Genomic DNA, 18,877 nt, shown 5'->3' on the forward strand with positions numbered 1-18,877 from the left:
CAAAATATATATTGCCCAAATATATGCAGTAAGCGGAACTAGGCACTAAAATATTATACATTATATAAAATATTTGTGCAACTGAATTTTAGCCTGGTGGCCACATTAACTGTCTTCCGCCTAGTACATGAAAATGGAGATGTTCAACTGTTTGTCCTCCAAACTCACCACAATTATTCACTATTCTATAGCCTTTGTCATCCAATCCTTTTTCTTTTGCTATCTTGTTAATGACTAATATAATATGATTAATTATATCTACACTTTCCTCATCTATATATTTAATAGAAGAAATATGTTCCTTAGGAATAACTAAAAAATGGACAGGAGATTGTGGACTTATATCATTGAAGACAAATACTTTATCATCTTCATATATTTTGTCTGAAGGGATTTCTCCATTAACTATTTTGCAAAAAATACAATCACTCATACCACTCACCTCCTAATACACATTTAAACACATTAGTTATAATAACTATATTCTACATAAGAATTAAAATTCCTCTATTTCACCTATTAAATTTTCTCCATCTATTCCTATTATCTTTACAGGTACTATCTTTCCTTCTAATTTTGAATCTCCTAAGGCCTTTACTCTTACATAATTTGTAGTATATCCTTCCATATATTCTGGAGCTATCTTTGATTCTTCTTCAAATAATACTGGCATTTTTTTATTTATAAATTTTTTATTGAATTCTATCATTAGCTCTTCACCAAGATGTATTAACCTTTCACTTCTTTCATGTTTTATACTTCCATGGACTTGATTTTTAAATCTACTTGCAGGAGTTCCAATTCTAGGAGAATATTTAAACACATGAATTCTAGAAAATTCTATTTCCCTTACAAAATTATAAGTTTCCTGAAATTCTTTATCTCCCTCTCCAGGAAATCCTACAATAATATCTGTTGTAATACCAGCATAAGGCATATATTCTCTTATTAAATAAACTATCTTTCTATATTCATCAGTAGTATACTTTCTATTCATATCCTTTAAAGTGCTATCACTTCCACTTTGTAAAGATAAATGGAAATGATCACATACTTTTGGCATATTAGATACAGTTTTCATGAATTTCTCATCTATTAAAGTAGGTTCTATAGAACTTAGCCTTATTCTTTCAATTCCATCTATCTTATTTATTTCTTTTATTACATCTAATAAAGTATAATCTCCCCTATCTTTCCCATAAGATGCCACATGTATTCCTGTAAGAATTATTTCTTTAAATCCTGCTTGAGAAAGCCTTTTTCCTTCTTTTATTATATTTTCCAACGATCTACTTCTTATAGGACCTCTCGCATAAGGTATTATACAGTATGAACAATATTGATTACATCCTTCTTGAATTTTCATATAAGCTCTGGTTTTAAATTTTATATCTTCTATTTTTAATTCTTCAAAATCCTTTAACTCTTTAAAATCTCTTACTTTATTTATTTTTATATTGTCTTTTTTAGCTTCTTGACATAGCTGAACAATTTTTTCTCTATCACTAGTTCCTATAATGACATCTACACCTTCTATTTTTTCTATTTCATCAGGAGATACTTGTGCATAACAACCTACTACTGCTATAGTAGAATCTTTATTAAGCTTTTTAGATCTTCTTATAAACTGTCTAGATTTTCTATCTCCCAAGTTAGTAACTGTACATGTATTTATTACATAGATATCTGCAATTTCTGAAGGCTCTACTACTTTATAACCTTCTTTTTCAAATAATTCTTCCATTGCCTCTGTTTCATACTGATTTACTTTGCAGCCTAAAGTATGAAAAGCTACTGTCTTCATATTTACCACTCCTACATATCTCCAAGTTCATATAATAAAATAGATAAAGCAACTATACCAGCAGTTTCTGTCCTAAGTATCCTTGGTCCTAAAGAAACTGTATTACTTCCTATATCTTTCAACTCTTCTATTTCCTCTTCTTCAAAGCCACCTTCTGGACCTATTATCACATGAATTTTTTTGTTTGAAATTTTCTTTATAATATCCTTTATACCTATTCCTTCTTGATTTTCATAGGGTACTAATATATTCTCTTCATCTTTGAGAATATTTATCATTTCTTTAAAAGAAAGTACAGAATTAACCTTTGGAATAATATCTCTTTTACTTTGCTTTGCTGCTTCTTCAGATATTTTATTCCATCTATCAACCTTATTTTTCTCTTTTTTATTGTTATCTATTTTTACAACAGTTCTATTTGTTATAATTGGGTATATTTCCTTCACTCCAATTTCTGTTGCTTTTTGAACAATAAAATCCATTTTACTACTTTTGGGAAGCCCTTGATATAGAATTATAGAAATGGGTGGCTCATGATTTCCAAATTCCCTATGTAAGATTTTTGCTATCACTTTTTTATTTTCAATTCTATATATATTACATATATATAAAATTCCTTCAGAAGATATTTCTATTTTATCTCCTTCTTTAAGTCTTATTACATTTTTTATATGCTTTATATTTTCTCCTTCAATTGTTATATACTCTTTGGATATATTCTCTTTGTCTATAAAAAATCTATTCATATCTATTCATCCATTTCCAGCTGAGCTACTATACAAGCCCAGTCATTTATTTTAGATATTTTTAAAATATTAAATCCCTCATATTTAAGAGCATTTTCTACTAAAGGTACTTTTTCCAATATTATACCTGAAGATATAAATATTCCATCCCTATTCAAATATTTTCTCAAGTCTTTAATCAAATCTACTATTATTTCTGCAATAATATTAGATACTATTAAATCCGCCTTTTCTTCTACTACATCTAGTAGATTTCCTCTTCGTATATCTACAACATTTTCGACTTTATTTAAAGCTACATTTTCTTTAGATACTTTTACAGGTAATTCATCTAAATCTACTCCTATAACTTTTCCTGCACCTAATTTTGCTGCCACAATGCTTAATATACCACTACCGCAACCAATATCAAATACTATATTTTCTGATTTAATATGTTTTTCTAATTCTTTGATACACATAGATGTTGTTTCGTGAGTTCCAGTTCCAAAAGCCATTCCAGGATCTAGCTCTATTATAATATCCCCTTTCTTTTCTTCATACTCTTCCCAAGTTGGCTTTATAATTATTTTTTTTCCTACTTTTTTAGGTTTATAGTATTTTTTCCAAGATTCAGCCCAATCTTTTTCATATACCTCCGTTACAGTTACTTCTCCAAGGCCTTTATCTAAATTATACTTAGGTATTTTTTCCACACTTTGTTTAATTAATTCTATTTTGTCTATTAAATCTTCACTTTCTGGAAAATATCCTTTTATAATGACACCTTCAAAATCTTGTTTTAAAAGATCTTGGTCTATATAATCCCAATTTTTTTCATCTTTAGTAAATGCCAATATATCATTTGAATCTTCAATAGCTAGACCTCCAACTCCTAAATCATATAATATATTTGATACTGCTTCTTCTGCTTCTGTTGTAGTTTTAATCTGAACTTCTATCCACTTCACCGTAATTCACATCCTTATAAAAATCAACCTTCCACTATTATACCCTATAAACTAGTTTTAAAAAAGCCCTACTAGTCTACCTTACTAAATAATAATCATATATTTTGAAATAAGCAATCACTCTGAATAACGAGTGATTGCTTATTTAATTAAAAGCATCCTTAAATTTATCAAAAAATCCTTTTTTTACTTCTGTAGTATCTTCTCCACTTTCCTTAGCAAATTCTCTAAGAAGTTCTTTTTGTTTATCATTAAGTTTCTTAGGAACTTTTACATTTACTTTAAAGTAAAAATCTCCTTTTCCATATCCTCTTACATTTGGAACTCCCTTATTTTTTAGCTTAAATTGAGTGCCAGTTTGAGTGCCTGGTGGAATTTGATATTTTACTGGTTCTTCCAATGTAGGAATTTCTATATCTGTGCCAAGTGCCGCTTGAGTAAAAGTAATTGGAATTTCACAGTATATATTATTTCCCTCTCTCACAAAGAATTCATGAGGTTTTACTCTTATATAAATATACAAATCTCCAGAAGGTCCTCCTCTTTCTCCTGCATGTCCCTCTTCTTTTAGAGATATAATAGAACCATTGTTTACTCCTGCTGGAATTTTTACTTTTATCTTATTAGATTTTCTTACTTTACCTGTTCCATGACAAGTATCGCATTTATCTTTTATAATCTCTCCAGTTCCGTTACAAGCATCACAAGTTCCAACTCTTACAAACTGTCCAAATGGAGTATTTTGTGCATATCTTACTTCTCCTGTTCCATTACATTTAGAACAAGTACTTTTGCTACTTCCTGGTTTAACTCCACTGCCATTACAAGTAGAACAATTTTCTACCTTTCTTATTTGTACTTCTTTTTCAACTCCAAAAACAGCCTCTTCAAATTCCAAATCAATATCATATCTAATATCTGGTCCTCTTCTTGGACCAGGTTTTCTTGAAGAAGAAGAAGAAAATCCCCCTCCAAATATATCAAATATGTCATCAAATATATCTCCAAAACCATTGAATCCTCCAGTTTGTCCATCTACTCCTGCATGACCAAATCTATCATATCTGGATCTCTTTTCTGGATTACTTAAAACTTCATAAGCTTCATTTATTTCTTTAAATTTCTGCTCTGCCTCTTCTTTGTTTCCTTGATTTAAATCTGGATGATATTTTTTTGCTAACCTTCTATAAGCTTTTTTTATATCTTCATCTGTAGCATCTTTAGACAAATTTAAAATTTCATAATAATCTTGTTTTGACAATCTTTCACCAACTTTCAAACTCTATTAAGGATATATTATCAAAAATCAAAGCTAAATGATATCATTTAGCTTTGATTTTCTAAATTTATTTGTTATCATCATCTACAACTTCATAGTCTGCATCTACTACATCATCATCATTATTATTTGAACCTTGTGTATTAGCATCTCCTTGACTAGCTTGTTGTTGTGCTGCTTGTTCATACATTTTTTGAGATATAGTATGGAATTCATTTGTCAATTCTTCATTTTTCTTTTTAATATCTTCTATATCATCACCTTCAAGTGACTTTTTCAATGCTTCTAATTTTTCCTCAACCTTAGATTTTTCATCATCTGAGATTTTTCCTTCCATTTGCTTTAGTATATCTTCTGTTTGATATACCATTGTATCTGCATTATTTCTTATTTCTACTTCTTCTTTTTTCTTCTTATCTTCTTCTGCAAACTTTTCTGCTTCTTTTACTTTTTTATCAATTTCTTCATCAGTTAAATTTGTTGAAGCTGTAATAGTTATTTTTTGTTCTTTTCCAGTTCCTAAATCCTTAGCTGAAACATTAACTATACCATTAGCATCTATATCAAAAGTAACTTCTATTTGTGGTACTCCTCTTGGTGCTGGTGGAATACCTGTAAGTTGGAATCTACCTAAAGTTACATTGTCTTGAGCCATTTCTCTTTCACCCTGTAGTACATGTATGTCAACGGCTGTTTGATTGTTTTCTGCTGTTGAAAACACTTGGCTCTTTCTTGTAGGTATTGTAGTATTTCTTTCAATTAATTTTGTAGATACTCCTCCAAGAGTTTCAATACCTAAAGATAATGGAGTTACATCAAGCAATAATAAATCCTTTACTTCTCCACTTAATACCCCTGCTTGAATTGCAGCACCTATAGCTATTGATTCATCAGGATTGACCCCTTTATGAGGATCTTTTCCTATTAATCTTTTAACCGCTTCTTGAACTGCTGGAATTCTTGTAGAACCTCCTACTAGTATAACTCTATCTACGCTTTGTGGTGACAGATCTGCATCCTTCAATGCTAATCTTACTGGTTCAAGGGTTTTTTCAACTAAATCTGAAGTCAACTCTTCAAATTTAGCTCTAGAAATATCCATATTTAAATGTAATGGTCCACTTTGTGTAGCTGTAACAAATGGTAGATTTACATTTGTAGTCATAGTACTTGATAGTTCTTTTTTAGCCTTTTCTGCTGCTTCTTTCAATCTTTGAAGAGCCATCTTATCATCTCTTAAATCTATACCATTTTCTTTTTTGAACTCTTCTGCCATATAATCTATTAACTTTTGATCAAAATCATCTCCACCTAAATTATTATTTCCTCTAGTGGATATTACTTCAAATACTCCATCTCCTAATTCAAGTATAGATACATCAAAAGTTCCTCCACCTAAGTCAAATACCATTATCTTGTGTTGAGCTTCTTCTTTATCCATGCCATAAGCAAGTGATGCAGCTGTAGGTTCATTTATAATTCTTTTAACATTTAATCCTGCTATTTTCCCTGCATCTTTAGTTGCTTGTCTTTGACCATCTGTAAAATATGCTGGAACAGTAATTACAGCATCTGTTATTGTTTCTCCTAAATAATTTTCTGCATCTGATTTCATCTTTTGTAAAATCATTGCTGAAATATCTTGAGGTGTATAGTTCTTTCCATCAATCTCTATTTTAGTATCGCTACCCATTTCTCTTTTAATAGACATAATAGTCCTTTCTGGGTTAGTAATCGCTTGTCTTTTTGCAGTTTCACCAACTAATCTTTCACCATCTTTTGTAAAGGCTACTATAGATGGAGTTGTTCTATTTCCTTCCGCATTAGGTATAACTGTAGCTTCTCCGCCTTCCATCACAGAAACGCATGAGTTTGTAGTTCCTAAGTCAATTCCTATAATTTTTCCCATGTAAAATTCCTCCTTAATTTTGAATTTTGCTTTATTTAGAAACTTTAACCATACTAGGTCTTATGACTTTGTCATTCAATTTATATCCTTTTTGGAATACTTCAATAACTACCCCTTCATCATATTCCTCAGATTCTTCTTGTAATACTGCATGATGATAATTAGGATCGAATTCAGAATGAAGGGCTTCTATTTCTTCCAATCCATTATCCTTAAGGACTTCTAATAGCTGTTTATATATCATATCCATTCCTTCATAAAATCCATCTTCTTTGTCTTCTCTGCTTGAAAGAGCTCTTTCAAAATTATCAACTATAGGTAAAAGAGAATTAATAATCTCTTCTGAAGCATAAGAATATATTGATTCTCTCTCTTTTTCCATTCTCTTTTTATAGTTAATAAAATCAGCTTGAAGCCTTAAATATCCGTCATTTAGTTCTTTTATTTCTTTTTCTTTACTTTCTAACTCTTTTTCATAATCATTTTCTACTACTTCATCTTTTTCATTATCTTTTTCTTCATGCTCTATTTCGTCTTCTAATACCTCCTTGTGATTGTCCTCTTTAATATCCATTTCATCACCTCTTACATACTATTATGCACTAATAATTAAAATTTTGTTCATGTACTTTCAGTTCTTAACTCCAAATAGAGTGTAAGAAAACTTACACCCTATTATTTCATAAAGAAACTATCTATTATTTCATTTAAATTTATAGAAAGAAGTTTAACTGCACTTATTACCGTAATATAGTCCATTCTTGTAGGGCCTATTACACCTATCTTTCCTATAGTCTTACCATTTAATTTATAAGTAGCAGTGATTAAACTACAATCCTTGATTTCTTCGCAAATATTTTCATTTCCTATACTTATTTCAAAATCTTTAAATGTATTATTTAACATCATATTTGCTACAGAATCTTTATCTTCTATAAATGATAAGAAAGTCTTTGCTTTAGCTAGATCACTGTATTCTGGAAAATTAAAAATATTTGTTATACCATCTGCATACAGTTCTACACTTTCCATTTCCTCCATAGATTGATTGATAATAGGTATAATATTTTTAATGATATTTTTAAATTCATATATTTCTTTAAACACTACAGTATCTATTTCATTACTCATCTCTTCTAGTGTAAGTCCTTTTAGTTTGTCATTTAAGAAATTAGAAATGATTGATAATTGTTCTTCTGATACTTTATTTTCTACTCTAAAAATAGTGTTTTTAACCATTCCAGAATCACTTATTATAACAACTAATACTTTATTGTTATCTATAGATATAAGTTGAATATGTCTCAAAGTACTTTGCTTAAACTGTGGTGCTAAAGCTAATGCAGTATAACTTGTTATTCCTGAAAGTATTTTTGCTGCATTTTGAATCAATTGATCTATTTCTCTTACTTCTTTCAATAAATGTTTCTTTACTTTTATCCTTATATTATTATTTAATGAGTTTTTAGATTTAATTTGATTTATCAAAGTATCTACGTATAATCTATAAGCTTTATCTGAGGGAACTCTCCCAGAAGATGTATAAGGTTTATTTAAATAACCTAAATCTTCTAAATCTGACATTTCATTTCTAATGGTTGCTGAACTAACTCCAAGATCATATTTCTTAGAAATTGTTCTAGAACCAATAGGTTCTGCACTAATTATATAGCTATTTATTATAGCATTAAGAACCTTTAACTTCCTTTCATCTAACATTTCACCACCCCAATTAAATAAGGTTTAGTTATAATAAAGGGTTTTATTAGCACTCTTCTTTGTTGAGTGCTAATGCTTACGTTTTAAAGTTACCATTACTATTAAATTTTGTCAATAGGTTTTATAAATTTATTTTCATTCTGGAAGCAAATCAACAAAGATTAGATTGGATAAATCTATGCCTTTCTCAGTTAATCTTATATTATCTCCGTCTATAGTCAAAAGACCATTATTTGAATGTTTATTTAAAACTTCTCCGTATATTTCATCTACAGAAATATTAAATCTATTGATAAAATCTTTTTTATATACTCCATCTATTAATCTAAGTCCTAAAATTAAATATTCTGCCATTTCCATAGTTTTATCTATAGTTTCATTTCCCTCTATAGGCAATCTCCCCTTATCTATATAAGCAAAATACTTGTTAAAATCTGCAGTATTCCAATATCTTAATCCTCTAATATTAGAATGAGCTCCTATTCCTATACCTATATAGGGTTTTAGCTTCCAATAAAACAAATTGTGCATACATTCATATTTCTCTTTTGATAAATTAGATATCTCATAATGATGATAACCCTTAGATTTTAAATATTTAATTCCTTTGTGATACATATCTCTTTCTTCATCTTCATTTGGCAATATTAGTTCACCTTTATTATACCAAGTATAAAATTTAGTCCCTTCTTCTATTATCAAACTATAAAAAGATATATGCTCCACTTCTAAATTGTTTACAATTTTTAAATTAGATAAGATACTTTCTACAGTTTGATCTGGTAATCCAGATATTAAATCTACATTTATATTAGAAAATCCGACCTTTCTTAAAAGTTTATAAGTTTTTAAAAAATCTTCTGTTGTGTGAATTCTACCTATTTTTTTAAGAATATTATTATTTAGTGATTGAACTCCTACACTTATTCTATTAATTCCTATATCCTTATATATTCTTAATTTTTCTAAATCTATTGTTTTTGGATTTATCTCAATAGACAATTCTTCTAAGTTATCTATGTTGAAATGTTTATATACTTCTTCTAGTATCTCATAAATATATTTTCCTTCTATAAAAGATGGAGTACCTCCTCCAATGAATATAGTCTTTAAATAATAATCTTTCATGGTACTTGAGTATAATTTTATTTCTCTGATTAAGTATTTTATATATTTTGAAATAATTTCGTCCTTATTTGCAAAAGAATTGAAATCACAATAATAACATTTACTTTTACAAAACGGGATATGAATATATAACGCTAATTCTTCCATATCTAGTCCTCCAAAATATAATGCACACAAGCTGTGTGCATCATTTCTTGTCATCATATTTCAATACAGATAGAAATGCTTCTTGAGGTACTTCTACACTTCCTATCTGTCTCATTCGTTTCTTGCCTTCTTTTTGTTTTTCTAATAACTTTTTCTTTCTACTTATATCTCCACCATAACATTTAGCCAATACATCTTTTCTTAATGCCCTCACTGTTTCTCTGGCTATTATTTTTGAGCCAATTGCCGCTTGAATAGGTACAGCAAACTGATGTCTTGGTATTGCATCTTTTAATTTTTCAGCTATACTTCTACCTCTTTCATAAGCCTTGTCTTTGTGAACTATAATTGAAAATGCATCTACTAATTCCTCATTTATTAGTATATCTAATTTAACTAATTCTGATAGTGCATATCCTTTTAGATCATAATCTAAAGATGCATATCCTCTTGTTTTAGATTTCAAAGCATCAAAAAAATCGTATATAACTTCATTTAGCGGAAGCTCATAGTGCATAACCACTCTTGTTTCTTCTAAATACTCCATATTCTTAAATGTGCCCCTTCTATCTTGACATAATTCCATTACTGCACCTACATAATCTGACGGTGTCATTATGGATGCTTCTACAATAGGCTCCTCCATATATTCTATTTCTGATTCTGGTGGAAGATTAGTAGGGTTTTGAATAGACAATATTTCTCCATTACTTTTTTTAACTTTATATATTACACTTGGTGCAGTAGCTATAATATTTAAATTGAATTCTCTTTCCAATCTTTCTTGAATAATTTCCATATGAAGAAGCCCTAGAAAACCACATCTAAAACCAAAACCTAAAGCTACAGACGTTTCTGGCTCAAATATGAGACTTGCATCATTTACCTGTAGTTTTTCTAAAGCTTCCCTTACTGAATTAAAGTCTTCTCCTTCTGCTGGATATATCCCACAATACACCATGGGTACAACTTCCTTATAGCCAGGAAGAGGTGCATTTGCTGGATTTTTATGACTTGTAATAGTATCTCCAACTCTTGCATCTTTTACATCCTTCATACTTGCAGTAACATATCCTACATCTCCTGCCTCTAATTTATCTACCGATATTTGTTTTGATGCATTAATACCTACTTCCACAACTTCATATACTTTTCCAGTAGACATCATTTCTATGTCCATACCAGGCTCTATTGAACCTTCAAATACTCTTATATATGCTACTACCCCTTTATAACTATCATAGTATGAGTCAAATATTAACGCCTTAAGAGGTCCTTCTATATCCCCTGTTGGGGCTGGAACATCTGAAACTATTTTTTCTAAAACATCTTCTATATTTATTCCATTTTTTGCTGAAATCAATGGAGCATCTGAGCAATCTATTCCTATTACATCTTCAACTTCATTTTTTACTTCATCTGGCCTTGCACTAGGTAAATCTATTTTATTTATAATAGGAACTATTTCTAAATCTTGATCTAATGCTAAATAAACATTAGCTAATGTTTGAGCTTCTATTCCCTGAGTTGCATCAATAACTAAAACTGCACCTTCACAGGCTGCAAGACTTCTAGAAACTTCATAATTAAAGTCCACATGTCCTGGAGTATCTATTAGATTTAAAATATACTCTTCTCCATCTTTAGCTTTATATATAAGCCTTATAGCTTTCAGTTTAATTGTTATTCCTCTTTCCTTTTCTAATTCCATATTGTCCAACATTTGTTCATGAATTTCCCTAGCCGTTATAAGTCCTGTTTTTTCTATTAATCTATCTGCTAAAGTAGATTTTCCATGGTCTATATGGGCTACTATAGAAAAATTTCTTATTCTTTTCTGCTTATCTTTATGCATGATTTTCCTCCTTAGAGTATGAAAATAATCTTAAACAATTATAGCAAAAAAACGACCATATGTAAATTAAATGACCAGTTTTAACTGGTCATTTAATCAATTTTTCACAGATTTTTTTTAATATATTTTTGAAATAATTAAAATTAAATTCGCCACTGTTTAATTTAGTAAAAAATATATTTCCACTGTTTTCACCAGACAATTCTTGAATTGATTTCTCCGTTACTACTAGTCCAAGATAAAGTAGCACAAATAAACTGCAAAAAATTAATCTTTTAAAAATTCTTTTCCTTTTCTCCTTTTTCTTTCGTTTTGTTCTTTCCATTCTAGTTTCCATAATAATCACCATGATTATTATGAACAATTTTTCCTAATTTATACTATTTCAACTTTCCAAATCTATAACTGAAAGGATAATATCTAAAATTTGCCTTTCCTTTTATTGTCTCTACAGGAACAATGCCAAAACTTCTACTATCTTTACTTGCTCCTTCTTCCCTATTATCTCCTAATACAAATACATATCCCTTTTCTACTCTCCAATAGTTTTTATCATAGGTATGGGTATATGCATCTTTGTCTATATATTTTTCTTCTAACAATTTTCCATTTAAATATACCTTACCATTTTTAATTTCAACTATATCCCCTTCTATACCAATGACTCTTTTTATATAGTCTTTGTCTGGATTATCTGGAGCCTTTAGCACTATTATATCACCTCTACCTGGACTAGAAAAATACATAGTTATTTTATTTGTAAAAAGTCTATCCCTTTCATGAAGGGTAGGATACATCGAATTTCCTAGAACATAGGTAGTATTAAATATAAAGGTTTTAATTAAAACAGCTACAATAATAGCAAAAACTATACTTTTTATCCACTCCATAACTTCCCTCTTTACTTTCATTTTCTTATCTTCGTCCATGAAATTACCTCCAATCTAAATCCAGTATATCATATTATAACACTTTTTCATTTTTTAAAAAAGTAAAACTATTCCTGAATATTCTCAATAACTATACTCAATATTTCTCCAATTTTATTTCCTGATTCCATTGCCTCTTCAATAGTATTTAAATTGCTTCCCACTTCTATCAATGCAGAATGATCTGATACAAATTGATTAAACTTTCCCTTAGGCTTCACAATAATTCCTTTACATAAACCTGGATATAAGCTGTCAGAAACTTGTTTTATATATTTAGCAAATTTTAGCACTTCATCCTTATTTGGAGATTCAGGTCCTATTACTAATGAAAATGTAGCTACATCTTTTCCATCTATATTTACTTTTGATTGAGAAAAAGCTTTATTTTTATAATTAGCATTATCTGAAACTCCATCCCTATGAACATCAAATACTACCTTTAAATTTTGCTGTTCTTCCATTTTAGAAGTTATAGTATTTAATGATTTTGCATAAGACTTATTATAAGAAGGTATATCATGAAAAGTTTCTATATGTAAAACTTTATGTCCATTCTTTTCTAAATTATTAGCCATTATTTCTCCAATAGTTAAAACATTATATTTTTTATCTTGAGTATGGTATTGATTCTCTTTTATAGGCAAATATGCTTCTGTTCCATGAGTATGATATATTGCTATATAAGGCTCTTCTTTATTAACTTTAAAAGTCTTTATTCCCTCAGCAGCAGGTATTCCTTCCTTATCCTTTTTACTTAATTTACTATCATCTTCTAGGAGTTTTCCTTCTTCTTTTTCCATTATATCATCTATGAATACAATATCTTCTAAAATTTCTGGTTTTTCTTTATCCTTACTAACTATTTTTGTCATAACTTTCATAGATATACCTTTTTCTTTTTCCAAAAAGGTAAATGCAGCTGGAAACTGTGACTTTATATAATCATCTACATTAAAAATTTGTGAAATATTTTCCTTTATATTGAAAGATATATCTTCTTTATTCTTAGTATTTTCTTTAAAATGCAAACCCATTGAAGAATTAGAATTAGACAGTATAGCTGAAAAAACTTTTTCTTTATTTTTAAGTATATCTTTCCCTTGACTGAAAGCTTCAATTGCTTCTTCATTATCCAAATTTTTATAAGCTAAATTTTTCTTATTATTTTTTACAAATTTCATAACTATAGTCGAACCTACAAAAAATATAAGCATACATAATAACGCAAATATTAAATAATCTACTCTCGTCTTTTGAGTTTTCACCCACATATCAATGCACTCCTCGGCTTTTAAGTTTTTTAAAAATTTAAAATAAGGTAAGCCCTTGAGGACTTACCTTATATATCTATTCACATCTTTTAAATCTATTCCTGGATGTAGAGATATATTTAATCCATTTGCTATTATTATTGAGAGATTGTTTATAAGTTCATCAATCTCTTTTGGAGTAACAATTGTATTGGGCATAAAAGGTTCTAATACTTCTTTTATTAGAGCATATTTTTCATCTTCTGACAATGCTTCCAGCATTGAATAAAACTCAGTACCTATTTTTGCTTCTTTTTTCATAGAATTAATTATTAAATCCATAGTGTCATTTACCATAGTGGCTGCATCTACTACAGTAGGAATACCTATAGCTATCACAGGAACACCTAAATATTCTTCATTTAAACCTTGTCTTTTATTCCCAACACCACTACCTGGATTTATTCCTGTGTCAGATATTTGTATAGTAGTACTAACTCTCTCCATATTTCTAGAAGCTAGAGCATCTATAGCTATAATTAAATCTGGATTAGTTTTTTCTACAACTCCTTTTATAATCTCTCCTGTTTCTATTCCAGTAAGTCCCATAACTCCTGGAGATAAAGCTGATACATTTGCCATAGTTTCATCTTCATCTTTCTTATATGCAAGAAAAAAATGTCTTGTAACTAAAACCCTTTCAACTACCTTAGGACCTAGTGCATCTGGTGTTACATTCCAATTTCCCAATCCAACTATTAAAGTTTTAGTCGTTTTATCATTATTTATTAAATCTCTAAGTTCCTTTGCTAACTGTATACTTACTTCTTCCTTTAAATCCTCATCTGGATTTTTTAGCTTAGGTATTTCCATAGTTATGTAATTTCCTATAGCTTTACCCATTTTTTCTGCTCCTATTTTATCCAATATTTTTACTCTTGTAATTCTAATATTATCTTTTTCTTCTTTATTTACTTCAACTCCTGGCACTTCTTGACTAGTTTTTTCTTTATAAAGTTCCCTAGATTCTATAGCTAAATCTGTTCTTATTTGAAACATTTTTCATCCTCCTCTTTAAAACCTAATTATATTTATTATGTCTAATATTTAAAAAACTATTTTATCTTGCATTTTATCCATCTTCATGATAAAATATTTTTGGTTAGGCTGGGAGGTGAAACTGTGGCAAATATTAAATCTGCTAAGAAAAGAATTGGTATTACTCAAAGAAAAACCGAAGTAAATAAAATGAGAAAAACAGAAATTAAAACATATATCAAAAAATTTAATGAGGCAATAGAAAATAACAATTTTGAAGAGGCTAGCAAATTACTTAAAGTTGTGGATAAGAAATTAAAGAAAGCTACTCATAAAAATACTATCCATAAAAATACTGCTTCTAGAAAAATCAGTCAATTAACAAAAAAATTAAATAAGGCTATGTAATATAAAACTTCGGTTATGATCCGAAGTTTTTTTATCTTATTTTATAAACTACACATTTTTACTATTAGCATTTCTAAAGCAAGTTTTCCATCTATTATGCCAGTTTTAATATTTTCATCACATTCTAAGCACATTTTCAATGCTTTTTCCAGTTGAATATTAGAAAAGTTCCTGCTTTGATTAGAAATCTTCTCATATTCATAAATACCCACTTTAAGTTTACCCATAGTAGACTTTCTATCATATCCTTTATCTTTTAATAATTTAAATATAAATATTAGTCTTAGCTGCCTAATAATCATATGCAATATTAAAGGTATTGGTTCATTAGATATACACATTTCATTAAAAACTATTAATGCATTATTTATATTTTTTTGTCCAATACTATTTAATAAATTAAATATATTCGTATCTAAAGATTTAGCCATAACTACATCTATGTCCTTTGCTGTTATTTCTTTTCTATCTCCTGTAAAATTAACTAATTTAATTATTTCATTTTCTAAATCATATAAACTCTTCTTCATATCCCTATCAAAATATGAAGAATGTTGAATAAAATAATTTATATTTTGATATGATATAGTCTTCTTATGCTTTTTGAAAGCTTTATTTATCCAATTATTTAAATCTCTGCCTTTAAGCTTTGTAAATTCTATAATTTCTCCAGATTTCTTTATACTTTTTATAAGAGCCTTTCTTTTATCAATATTGATATTCTTCTCTAAAAATACAAGACATATATAATCTTCTAATGTTAGAATATAATTCTTCAACTCATCTTTTTTATTATTAAAATATTCTGCTGCTTGTCCTTTTGTCTTACTACCGAATATACCTAAATTCTTTATAATTACTATCTTTTTTTCAGACATGAAAGGCAATGTTTCACAAGCATCATAAATATCCTTCATTTCAATAATATCCCCATCCAATAATATATAATTTAAACTTTCTAACCCTTTATTAATATATTTCTGCTTTAAAGCTTCTATTGAATAGTCCATTAAATAATCTTCTTCCCCATAAAAAAGATAAACAGGTTTTAATTTATCTTCCTTTATATCTTTTAAAAAAACTTCAAATTTCATCTATACTCAGCTCCTTAAATAAATAGGAATTTCTTTTTATAATAATATAACTCAATAATAAATATATTAAGATATAATTAATTTCAAATCCATATTCTAGAATTACATCTTCTATAGATAATTTATTTTTATTGTAAACAGATATATTAAAATTTTTAGGACTTATACTAAGAGTAATAAGACCTGATTCATCAGTTCTAAAAATTTTAATATTTCTTTTTTCATACCTTTCTAAAACTTCCTCACTAGGATGGTTAAATCTATTACTTTCACCTACTTGAATAAAAGCATAATCTGGACTAAAAAAATTTATTAGCTCCTCTTTAGATGAAGTATTACTTCCATGATGGGGAACTTTTAAAAATTCTATTTTTTCTTTTTTATTTTGACTATTTTCTAATAAATGCATTTCTCCTTTTTCTTCAATATCTCCAGTAAATAAAGCTTCTCTGTCATAAGCTTTAAGCATAAGTACTAATGAAGTATTGTTTTCATCGCCTACATTTTGTTTCAAAAATTTTTCTGTAGGACCTAAAACTTCTATACATGAATTTTTATTTATATATATCTTATCCTTTTTAGTTAATTTATAAATAGGAATAGATTCTTTCTTTGAAACATCTAATATATTATTATATAATTTATTGTCTTTATTTTCATGACCTATAAATACTTTTTTTACATTTATATTTTCCATAAGCGTAGGCAAACTTTTACAGTGATCATCATGAAAATGGGTTACAAATACTCCATCTAATGTGAATATACCTCTTTTAATTAAATAAGGCAATAAAATATTTTCTCCTATATCAAAATTACCAAAAACATTACCTCCAGTATCTATTAAATAATGACTATTTCCATCTTCAATCAATATACAATCCCCCTGCCCCACATCTATAAAGCTAATGTATATCTGGTTATTTACAAGGGGAAGAACACTATTAAATAGCATAAGAAAAATTAAATAAGCAATAATAACTTTATTAATATAATAATTAAATTTATCTAACTTAATTATTTTAAACATAGAAAATATTATTAAATAATATGAAATTATTCCCGTCATGCTAGGAGATAAAAGTCTTATTTTACCTAATGGAAGTCCGTATATCCCTTCTGATATAATATGATTTATATTTAATAATATATTTAATAATTTGCCAATAAATAATGTAATTCCGTTGCTAAAATATGAAAACAATAGTAATATAAATCCTAATACTACAGATTTTGATAATAAAGGGATTAGTATAAAATTCCCTAAAATACTAATTATAGATATACTATTAAAATAATATACAAGTATTGGAGCTAACCCTATTTGTACTGACAATATTGCATACAAAGAGGTCATAACCCTGCCATTATAGGGATAAAATTTTTTTCTAAATATTGGAGTTAAAGAAGTTATAAAAAAAGTTGCTGCAAAAGACAACTTAAAACCAATATCAAAGAGCCATAGTGGGTTTATAACTAAAACTATAAACATAGTAAAAAGAAAAGTATTCAATGAATCATATCTTCTGAAAGCAATTTTAGAATAAAATAATATAGTAAACATTATCAGGGCTCTTAAAACGGAAGGAGGATATCCAATTAAAAATCCATAAATCCAAATTATTATTAAAGTTAAAACTGTATTTGCTCTTCTTTCTATCCCTATATAAGAAATAAATGTAATTAAAAATATAGAAATAATACCTATATGTAGTCCAGATACTGCCATAATATGAGACAAACCTAAATCTCTAAATTTATTATAATCTCTTTCTTCTAAATAAGAAGAATCTCCTAATAATATAGCCTTCATAATAGAACTATTTTGTTTTTTTAAATATGTATTGCAAACTAATTCTACATTATTTCTAAAGTTTAATTTCATCTTCATATGCCAAGGTAAAACTTTTTCTCCTGATTTTTCTATTTCATGTTCTTTAACTGTCATAGTTGTATAAATTCCCTTAGTTTGAAGATATAATTTATAATTAAAAAGTTTAGGATTTGTATTTTTCTTAGGTTCCTTTAATATTCCAAAAACTGAAACTTCATCACCTATTTCAAATCCCTTTTTCCCAATAATTTTTAAAATCATTTTTTCATTGTTAAAAAAACTATATTTATAGTTTTTTATCTTCTCCACATTTACAATATATTTGTCCATATCTTCGTCATTGTATATAATTTCTTCTATAGTTCCCTTTAGTTCTATATTCTTATCAACAAATTTTATTAATACACTACTTTCAAACCTCGTATAAGTTATAAATATACCAATGATGAAAAAAATAAAGATTAAGTATTCTCTTTTAAAAAAACCAAATATAATAGAAAATAAAAATAATAGAATACTTGCTAATATTAAAATTAATAGAAAATGTATATGGATTTTGAAATAATAAAAAAATACTATTCCTATAACCATAGGAATAGTAATGGTTATAAAAGGTCTTCTCAAGAATATCCCTTCTCCACATTTATTATACTCTTTAACTAAAATTTAAAATATAGTATGTCATTAAATATATATTTATTTCTTTTTTCTCTTATTTGTCCTATTTAAAGACCATGTAAGCAATAATATCCCAATTATTATATATAGATATCCACTATATTTT

The 18,877-nt window shown here is 27.9% G+C and carries 17 protein-coding genes; 1 reads left to right on the plus strand and 16 read right to left on the minus strand.

Features of this window, described 5'->3' with window-relative positions; translation table 11 throughout:
- Nucleotides 1–88 precede the first annotated feature (88 nt).
- The 14 genes from NSA23_RS12660 to gpr form a co-directional block, all read right to left on the minus strand.
- Nucleotides 89–433, minus strand: coding sequence for a histidine triad nucleotide-binding protein (locus NSA23_RS12660; protein WP_042680774.1), 345 nt, complete (start codon nucleotides 431–433; stop codon nucleotides 89–91).
- 63 nt (nucleotides 434–496) lie between these two features.
- On the minus strand, nucleotides 497–1,804 hold the full coding sequence (mtaB, locus tag NSA23_RS12665) for a tRNA (N(6)-L-threonylcarbamoyladenosine(37)-C(2))-methylthiotransferase MtaB (protein ID WP_042680776.1): 1,308 nt from the start codon (nucleotides 1,802–1,804) through the stop codon (nucleotides 497–499).
- An 11-nt stretch (nucleotides 1,805–1,815) separates the two neighbouring features.
- Nucleotides 1,816–2,550, minus strand: coding sequence for a 16S rRNA (uracil(1498)-N(3))-methyltransferase (locus NSA23_RS12670; RefSeq protein ID WP_042680778.1), 735 nt, complete (start codon nucleotides 2,548–2,550; stop codon nucleotides 1,816–1,818).
- 2 nt (nucleotides 2,551–2,552) lie between these two features.
- On the minus strand, nucleotides 2,553–3,500 hold the full coding sequence (prmA, locus tag NSA23_RS12675) for a 50S ribosomal protein L11 methyltransferase (RefSeq protein ID WP_042680780.1): 948 nt from the start codon (nucleotides 3,498–3,500) through the stop codon (nucleotides 2,553–2,555).
- A gap of 145 nt (nucleotides 3,501–3,645) precedes the next feature.
- Complete coding sequence (gene dnaJ / locus NSA23_RS12680; protein WP_276537076.1) at nucleotides 3,646–4,779, minus strand: molecular chaperone DnaJ; 1,134 nt, start codon at nucleotides 4,777–4,779, stop codon at nucleotides 3,646–3,648.
- A 67-nt stretch (nucleotides 4,780–4,846) separates the two neighbouring features.
- A complete protein-coding gene (gene dnaK / locus NSA23_RS12685) occupies nucleotides 4,847–6,688 on the minus strand; it encodes a molecular chaperone DnaK (protein ID WP_042680784.1) in 1,842 nt (613 codons plus the stop codon).
- A 31-nt stretch (nucleotides 6,689–6,719) separates the two neighbouring features.
- Nucleotides 6,720–7,262 carry a nucleotide exchange factor GrpE gene (gene grpE, locus NSA23_RS12690; RefSeq protein ID WP_042680786.1) on the minus strand — a complete coding sequence of 181 codons (543 nt, stop codon included), beginning with the start codon at nucleotides 7,260–7,262 and terminating at the stop codon, nucleotides 6,720–6,722.
- Between the two features lie 101 nt (nucleotides 7,263–7,363).
- Nucleotides 7,364–8,407 (minus strand): heat-inducible transcriptional repressor HrcA, encoded by a 1,044-nt coding sequence (gene hrcA, locus NSA23_RS12695; protein ID WP_042680788.1) that lies wholly within the window; start codon nucleotides 8,405–8,407, stop codon nucleotides 7,364–7,366.
- 135 nt (nucleotides 8,408–8,542) lie between these two features.
- Nucleotides 8,543–9,682: a radical SAM family heme chaperone HemW gene (gene hemW, locus NSA23_RS12700; RefSeq protein WP_042680790.1), complete on the minus strand. Its 1,140-nt coding sequence runs from the start codon at nucleotides 9,680–9,682 to the stop codon at nucleotides 8,543–8,545.
- 40 nt (nucleotides 9,683–9,722) lie between these two features.
- Entirely contained in the window at nucleotides 9,723–11,537 is a 1,815-nt protein-coding gene (lepA, locus tag NSA23_RS12705; protein ID WP_042680791.1) for a translation elongation factor 4, read from the minus strand.
- An 88-nt stretch (nucleotides 11,538–11,625) separates the two neighbouring features.
- Entirely contained in the window at nucleotides 11,626–11,874 is a 249-nt protein-coding gene (locus NSA23_RS12710; RefSeq protein WP_042680793.1) for a hypothetical protein, read from the minus strand.
- Between the two features lie 43 nt (nucleotides 11,875–11,917).
- Complete coding sequence (gene lepB, locus NSA23_RS12715; protein ID WP_050069763.1) at nucleotides 11,918–12,466, minus strand: signal peptidase I; 549 nt, start codon at nucleotides 12,464–12,466, stop codon at nucleotides 11,918–11,920.
- A gap of 68 nt (nucleotides 12,467–12,534) precedes the next feature.
- Nucleotides 12,535–13,740 (minus strand): stage II sporulation protein P, encoded by a 1,206-nt coding sequence (gene spoIIP / locus NSA23_RS12720; RefSeq protein ID WP_042680795.1) that lies wholly within the window; start codon nucleotides 13,738–13,740, stop codon nucleotides 12,535–12,537.
- A gap of 63 nt (nucleotides 13,741–13,803) precedes the next feature.
- Entirely contained in the window at nucleotides 13,804–14,778 is a 975-nt protein-coding gene (gpr, locus tag NSA23_RS12725) for a GPR endopeptidase (protein WP_042680797.1), read from the minus strand.
- A 123-nt stretch (nucleotides 14,779–14,901) separates the two neighbouring features.
- Between gpr and rpsT the strand changes: the two genes are divergently transcribed.
- The gene (rpsT, locus tag NSA23_RS12730) at nucleotides 14,902–15,165 is read left to right on the plus strand and encodes a 30S ribosomal protein S20 (RefSeq protein WP_042680799.1); all 264 of its coding nucleotides are present in this window, start codon (nucleotides 14,902–14,904) and stop codon (nucleotides 15,163–15,165) included.
- 41 nt (nucleotides 15,166–15,206) lie between these two features.
- Here rpsT and holA read toward each other — a convergent pair whose 3' ends face one another.
- Nucleotides 15,207–16,259, minus strand: coding sequence for a DNA polymerase III subunit delta (holA, locus tag NSA23_RS12735; protein WP_042680800.1), 1,053 nt, complete (start codon nucleotides 16,257–16,259; stop codon nucleotides 15,207–15,209).
- Complete coding sequence (locus tag NSA23_RS12740; RefSeq protein WP_257490592.1) at nucleotides 16,249–18,717, minus strand: DNA internalization-related competence protein ComEC/Rec2; 2,469 nt, start codon at nucleotides 18,715–18,717, stop codon at nucleotides 16,249–16,251. Before NSA23_RS12740 ends, holA begins: the two co-directional genes overlap by 11 nt.
- Nucleotides 18,718–18,877 lie beyond the last annotated feature (160 nt).

The organism is Anaerosalibacter massiliensis, assembly GCF_024623155.1.
Classification (GTDB): domain Bacteria; phylum Bacillota; class Clostridia; order Tissierellales; family Sporanaerobacteraceae; genus Anaerosalibacter; species Anaerosalibacter massiliensis.

Coding starts and splice junctions, on each gene's coding strand:
- NSA23_RS12660 (WP_042680774.1), bottom strand. CDS start 433: ATGAGTGATTGTATTTTTTGCAAAATAGTTAATGGAGAAATCCCTTCA.
- mtaB (WP_042680776.1), bottom strand. CDS start 1,804: ATGAAGACAGTAGCTTTTCATACTTTAGGCTGCAAAGTAAATCAGTAT.
- NSA23_RS12670 (WP_042680778.1), bottom strand. CDS start 2,550: ATGAATAGATTTTTTATAGACAAAGAGAATATATCCAAAGAGTATATA.
- dnaK (WP_042680784.1), bottom strand. CDS start 6,688: ATGGGAAAAATTATAGGAATTGACTTAGGAACTACAAACTCATGCGTT.
- grpE (WP_042680786.1), bottom strand. CDS start 7,262: ATGGATATTAAAGAGGACAATCACAAGGAGGTATTAGAAGACGAAATA.
- hrcA (WP_042680788.1), bottom strand. CDS start 8,407: ATGTTAGATGAAAGGAAGTTAAAGGTTCTTAATGCTATAATAAATAGC.
- hemW (WP_042680790.1), bottom strand. CDS start 9,682: ATGGAAGAATTAGCGTTATATATTCATATCCCGTTTTGTAAAAGTAAA.
- lepA (WP_042680791.1), bottom strand. CDS start 11,537: ATGCATAAAGATAAGCAGAAAAGAATAAGAAATTTTTCTATAGTAGCC.
- NSA23_RS12710 (WP_042680793.1), bottom strand. CDS start 11,874: ATGGAAACTAGAATGGAAAGAACAAAACGAAAGAAAAAGGAGAAAAGG.
- lepB (WP_050069763.1), bottom strand. CDS start 12,466: ATGGACGAAGATAAGAAAATGAAAGTAAAGAGGGAAGTTATGGAGTGG.
- spoIIP (WP_042680795.1), bottom strand. CDS start 13,740: ATGTGGGTGAAAACTCAAAAGACGAGAGTAGATTATTTAATATTTGCG.
- gpr (WP_042680797.1), bottom strand. CDS start 14,778: ATGTTTCAAATAAGAACAGATTTAGCTATAGAATCTAGGGAACTTTAT.
- holA (WP_042680800.1), bottom strand. CDS start 16,259: ATGAAATTTGAAGTTTTTTTAAAAGATATAAAGGAAGATAAATTAAAA.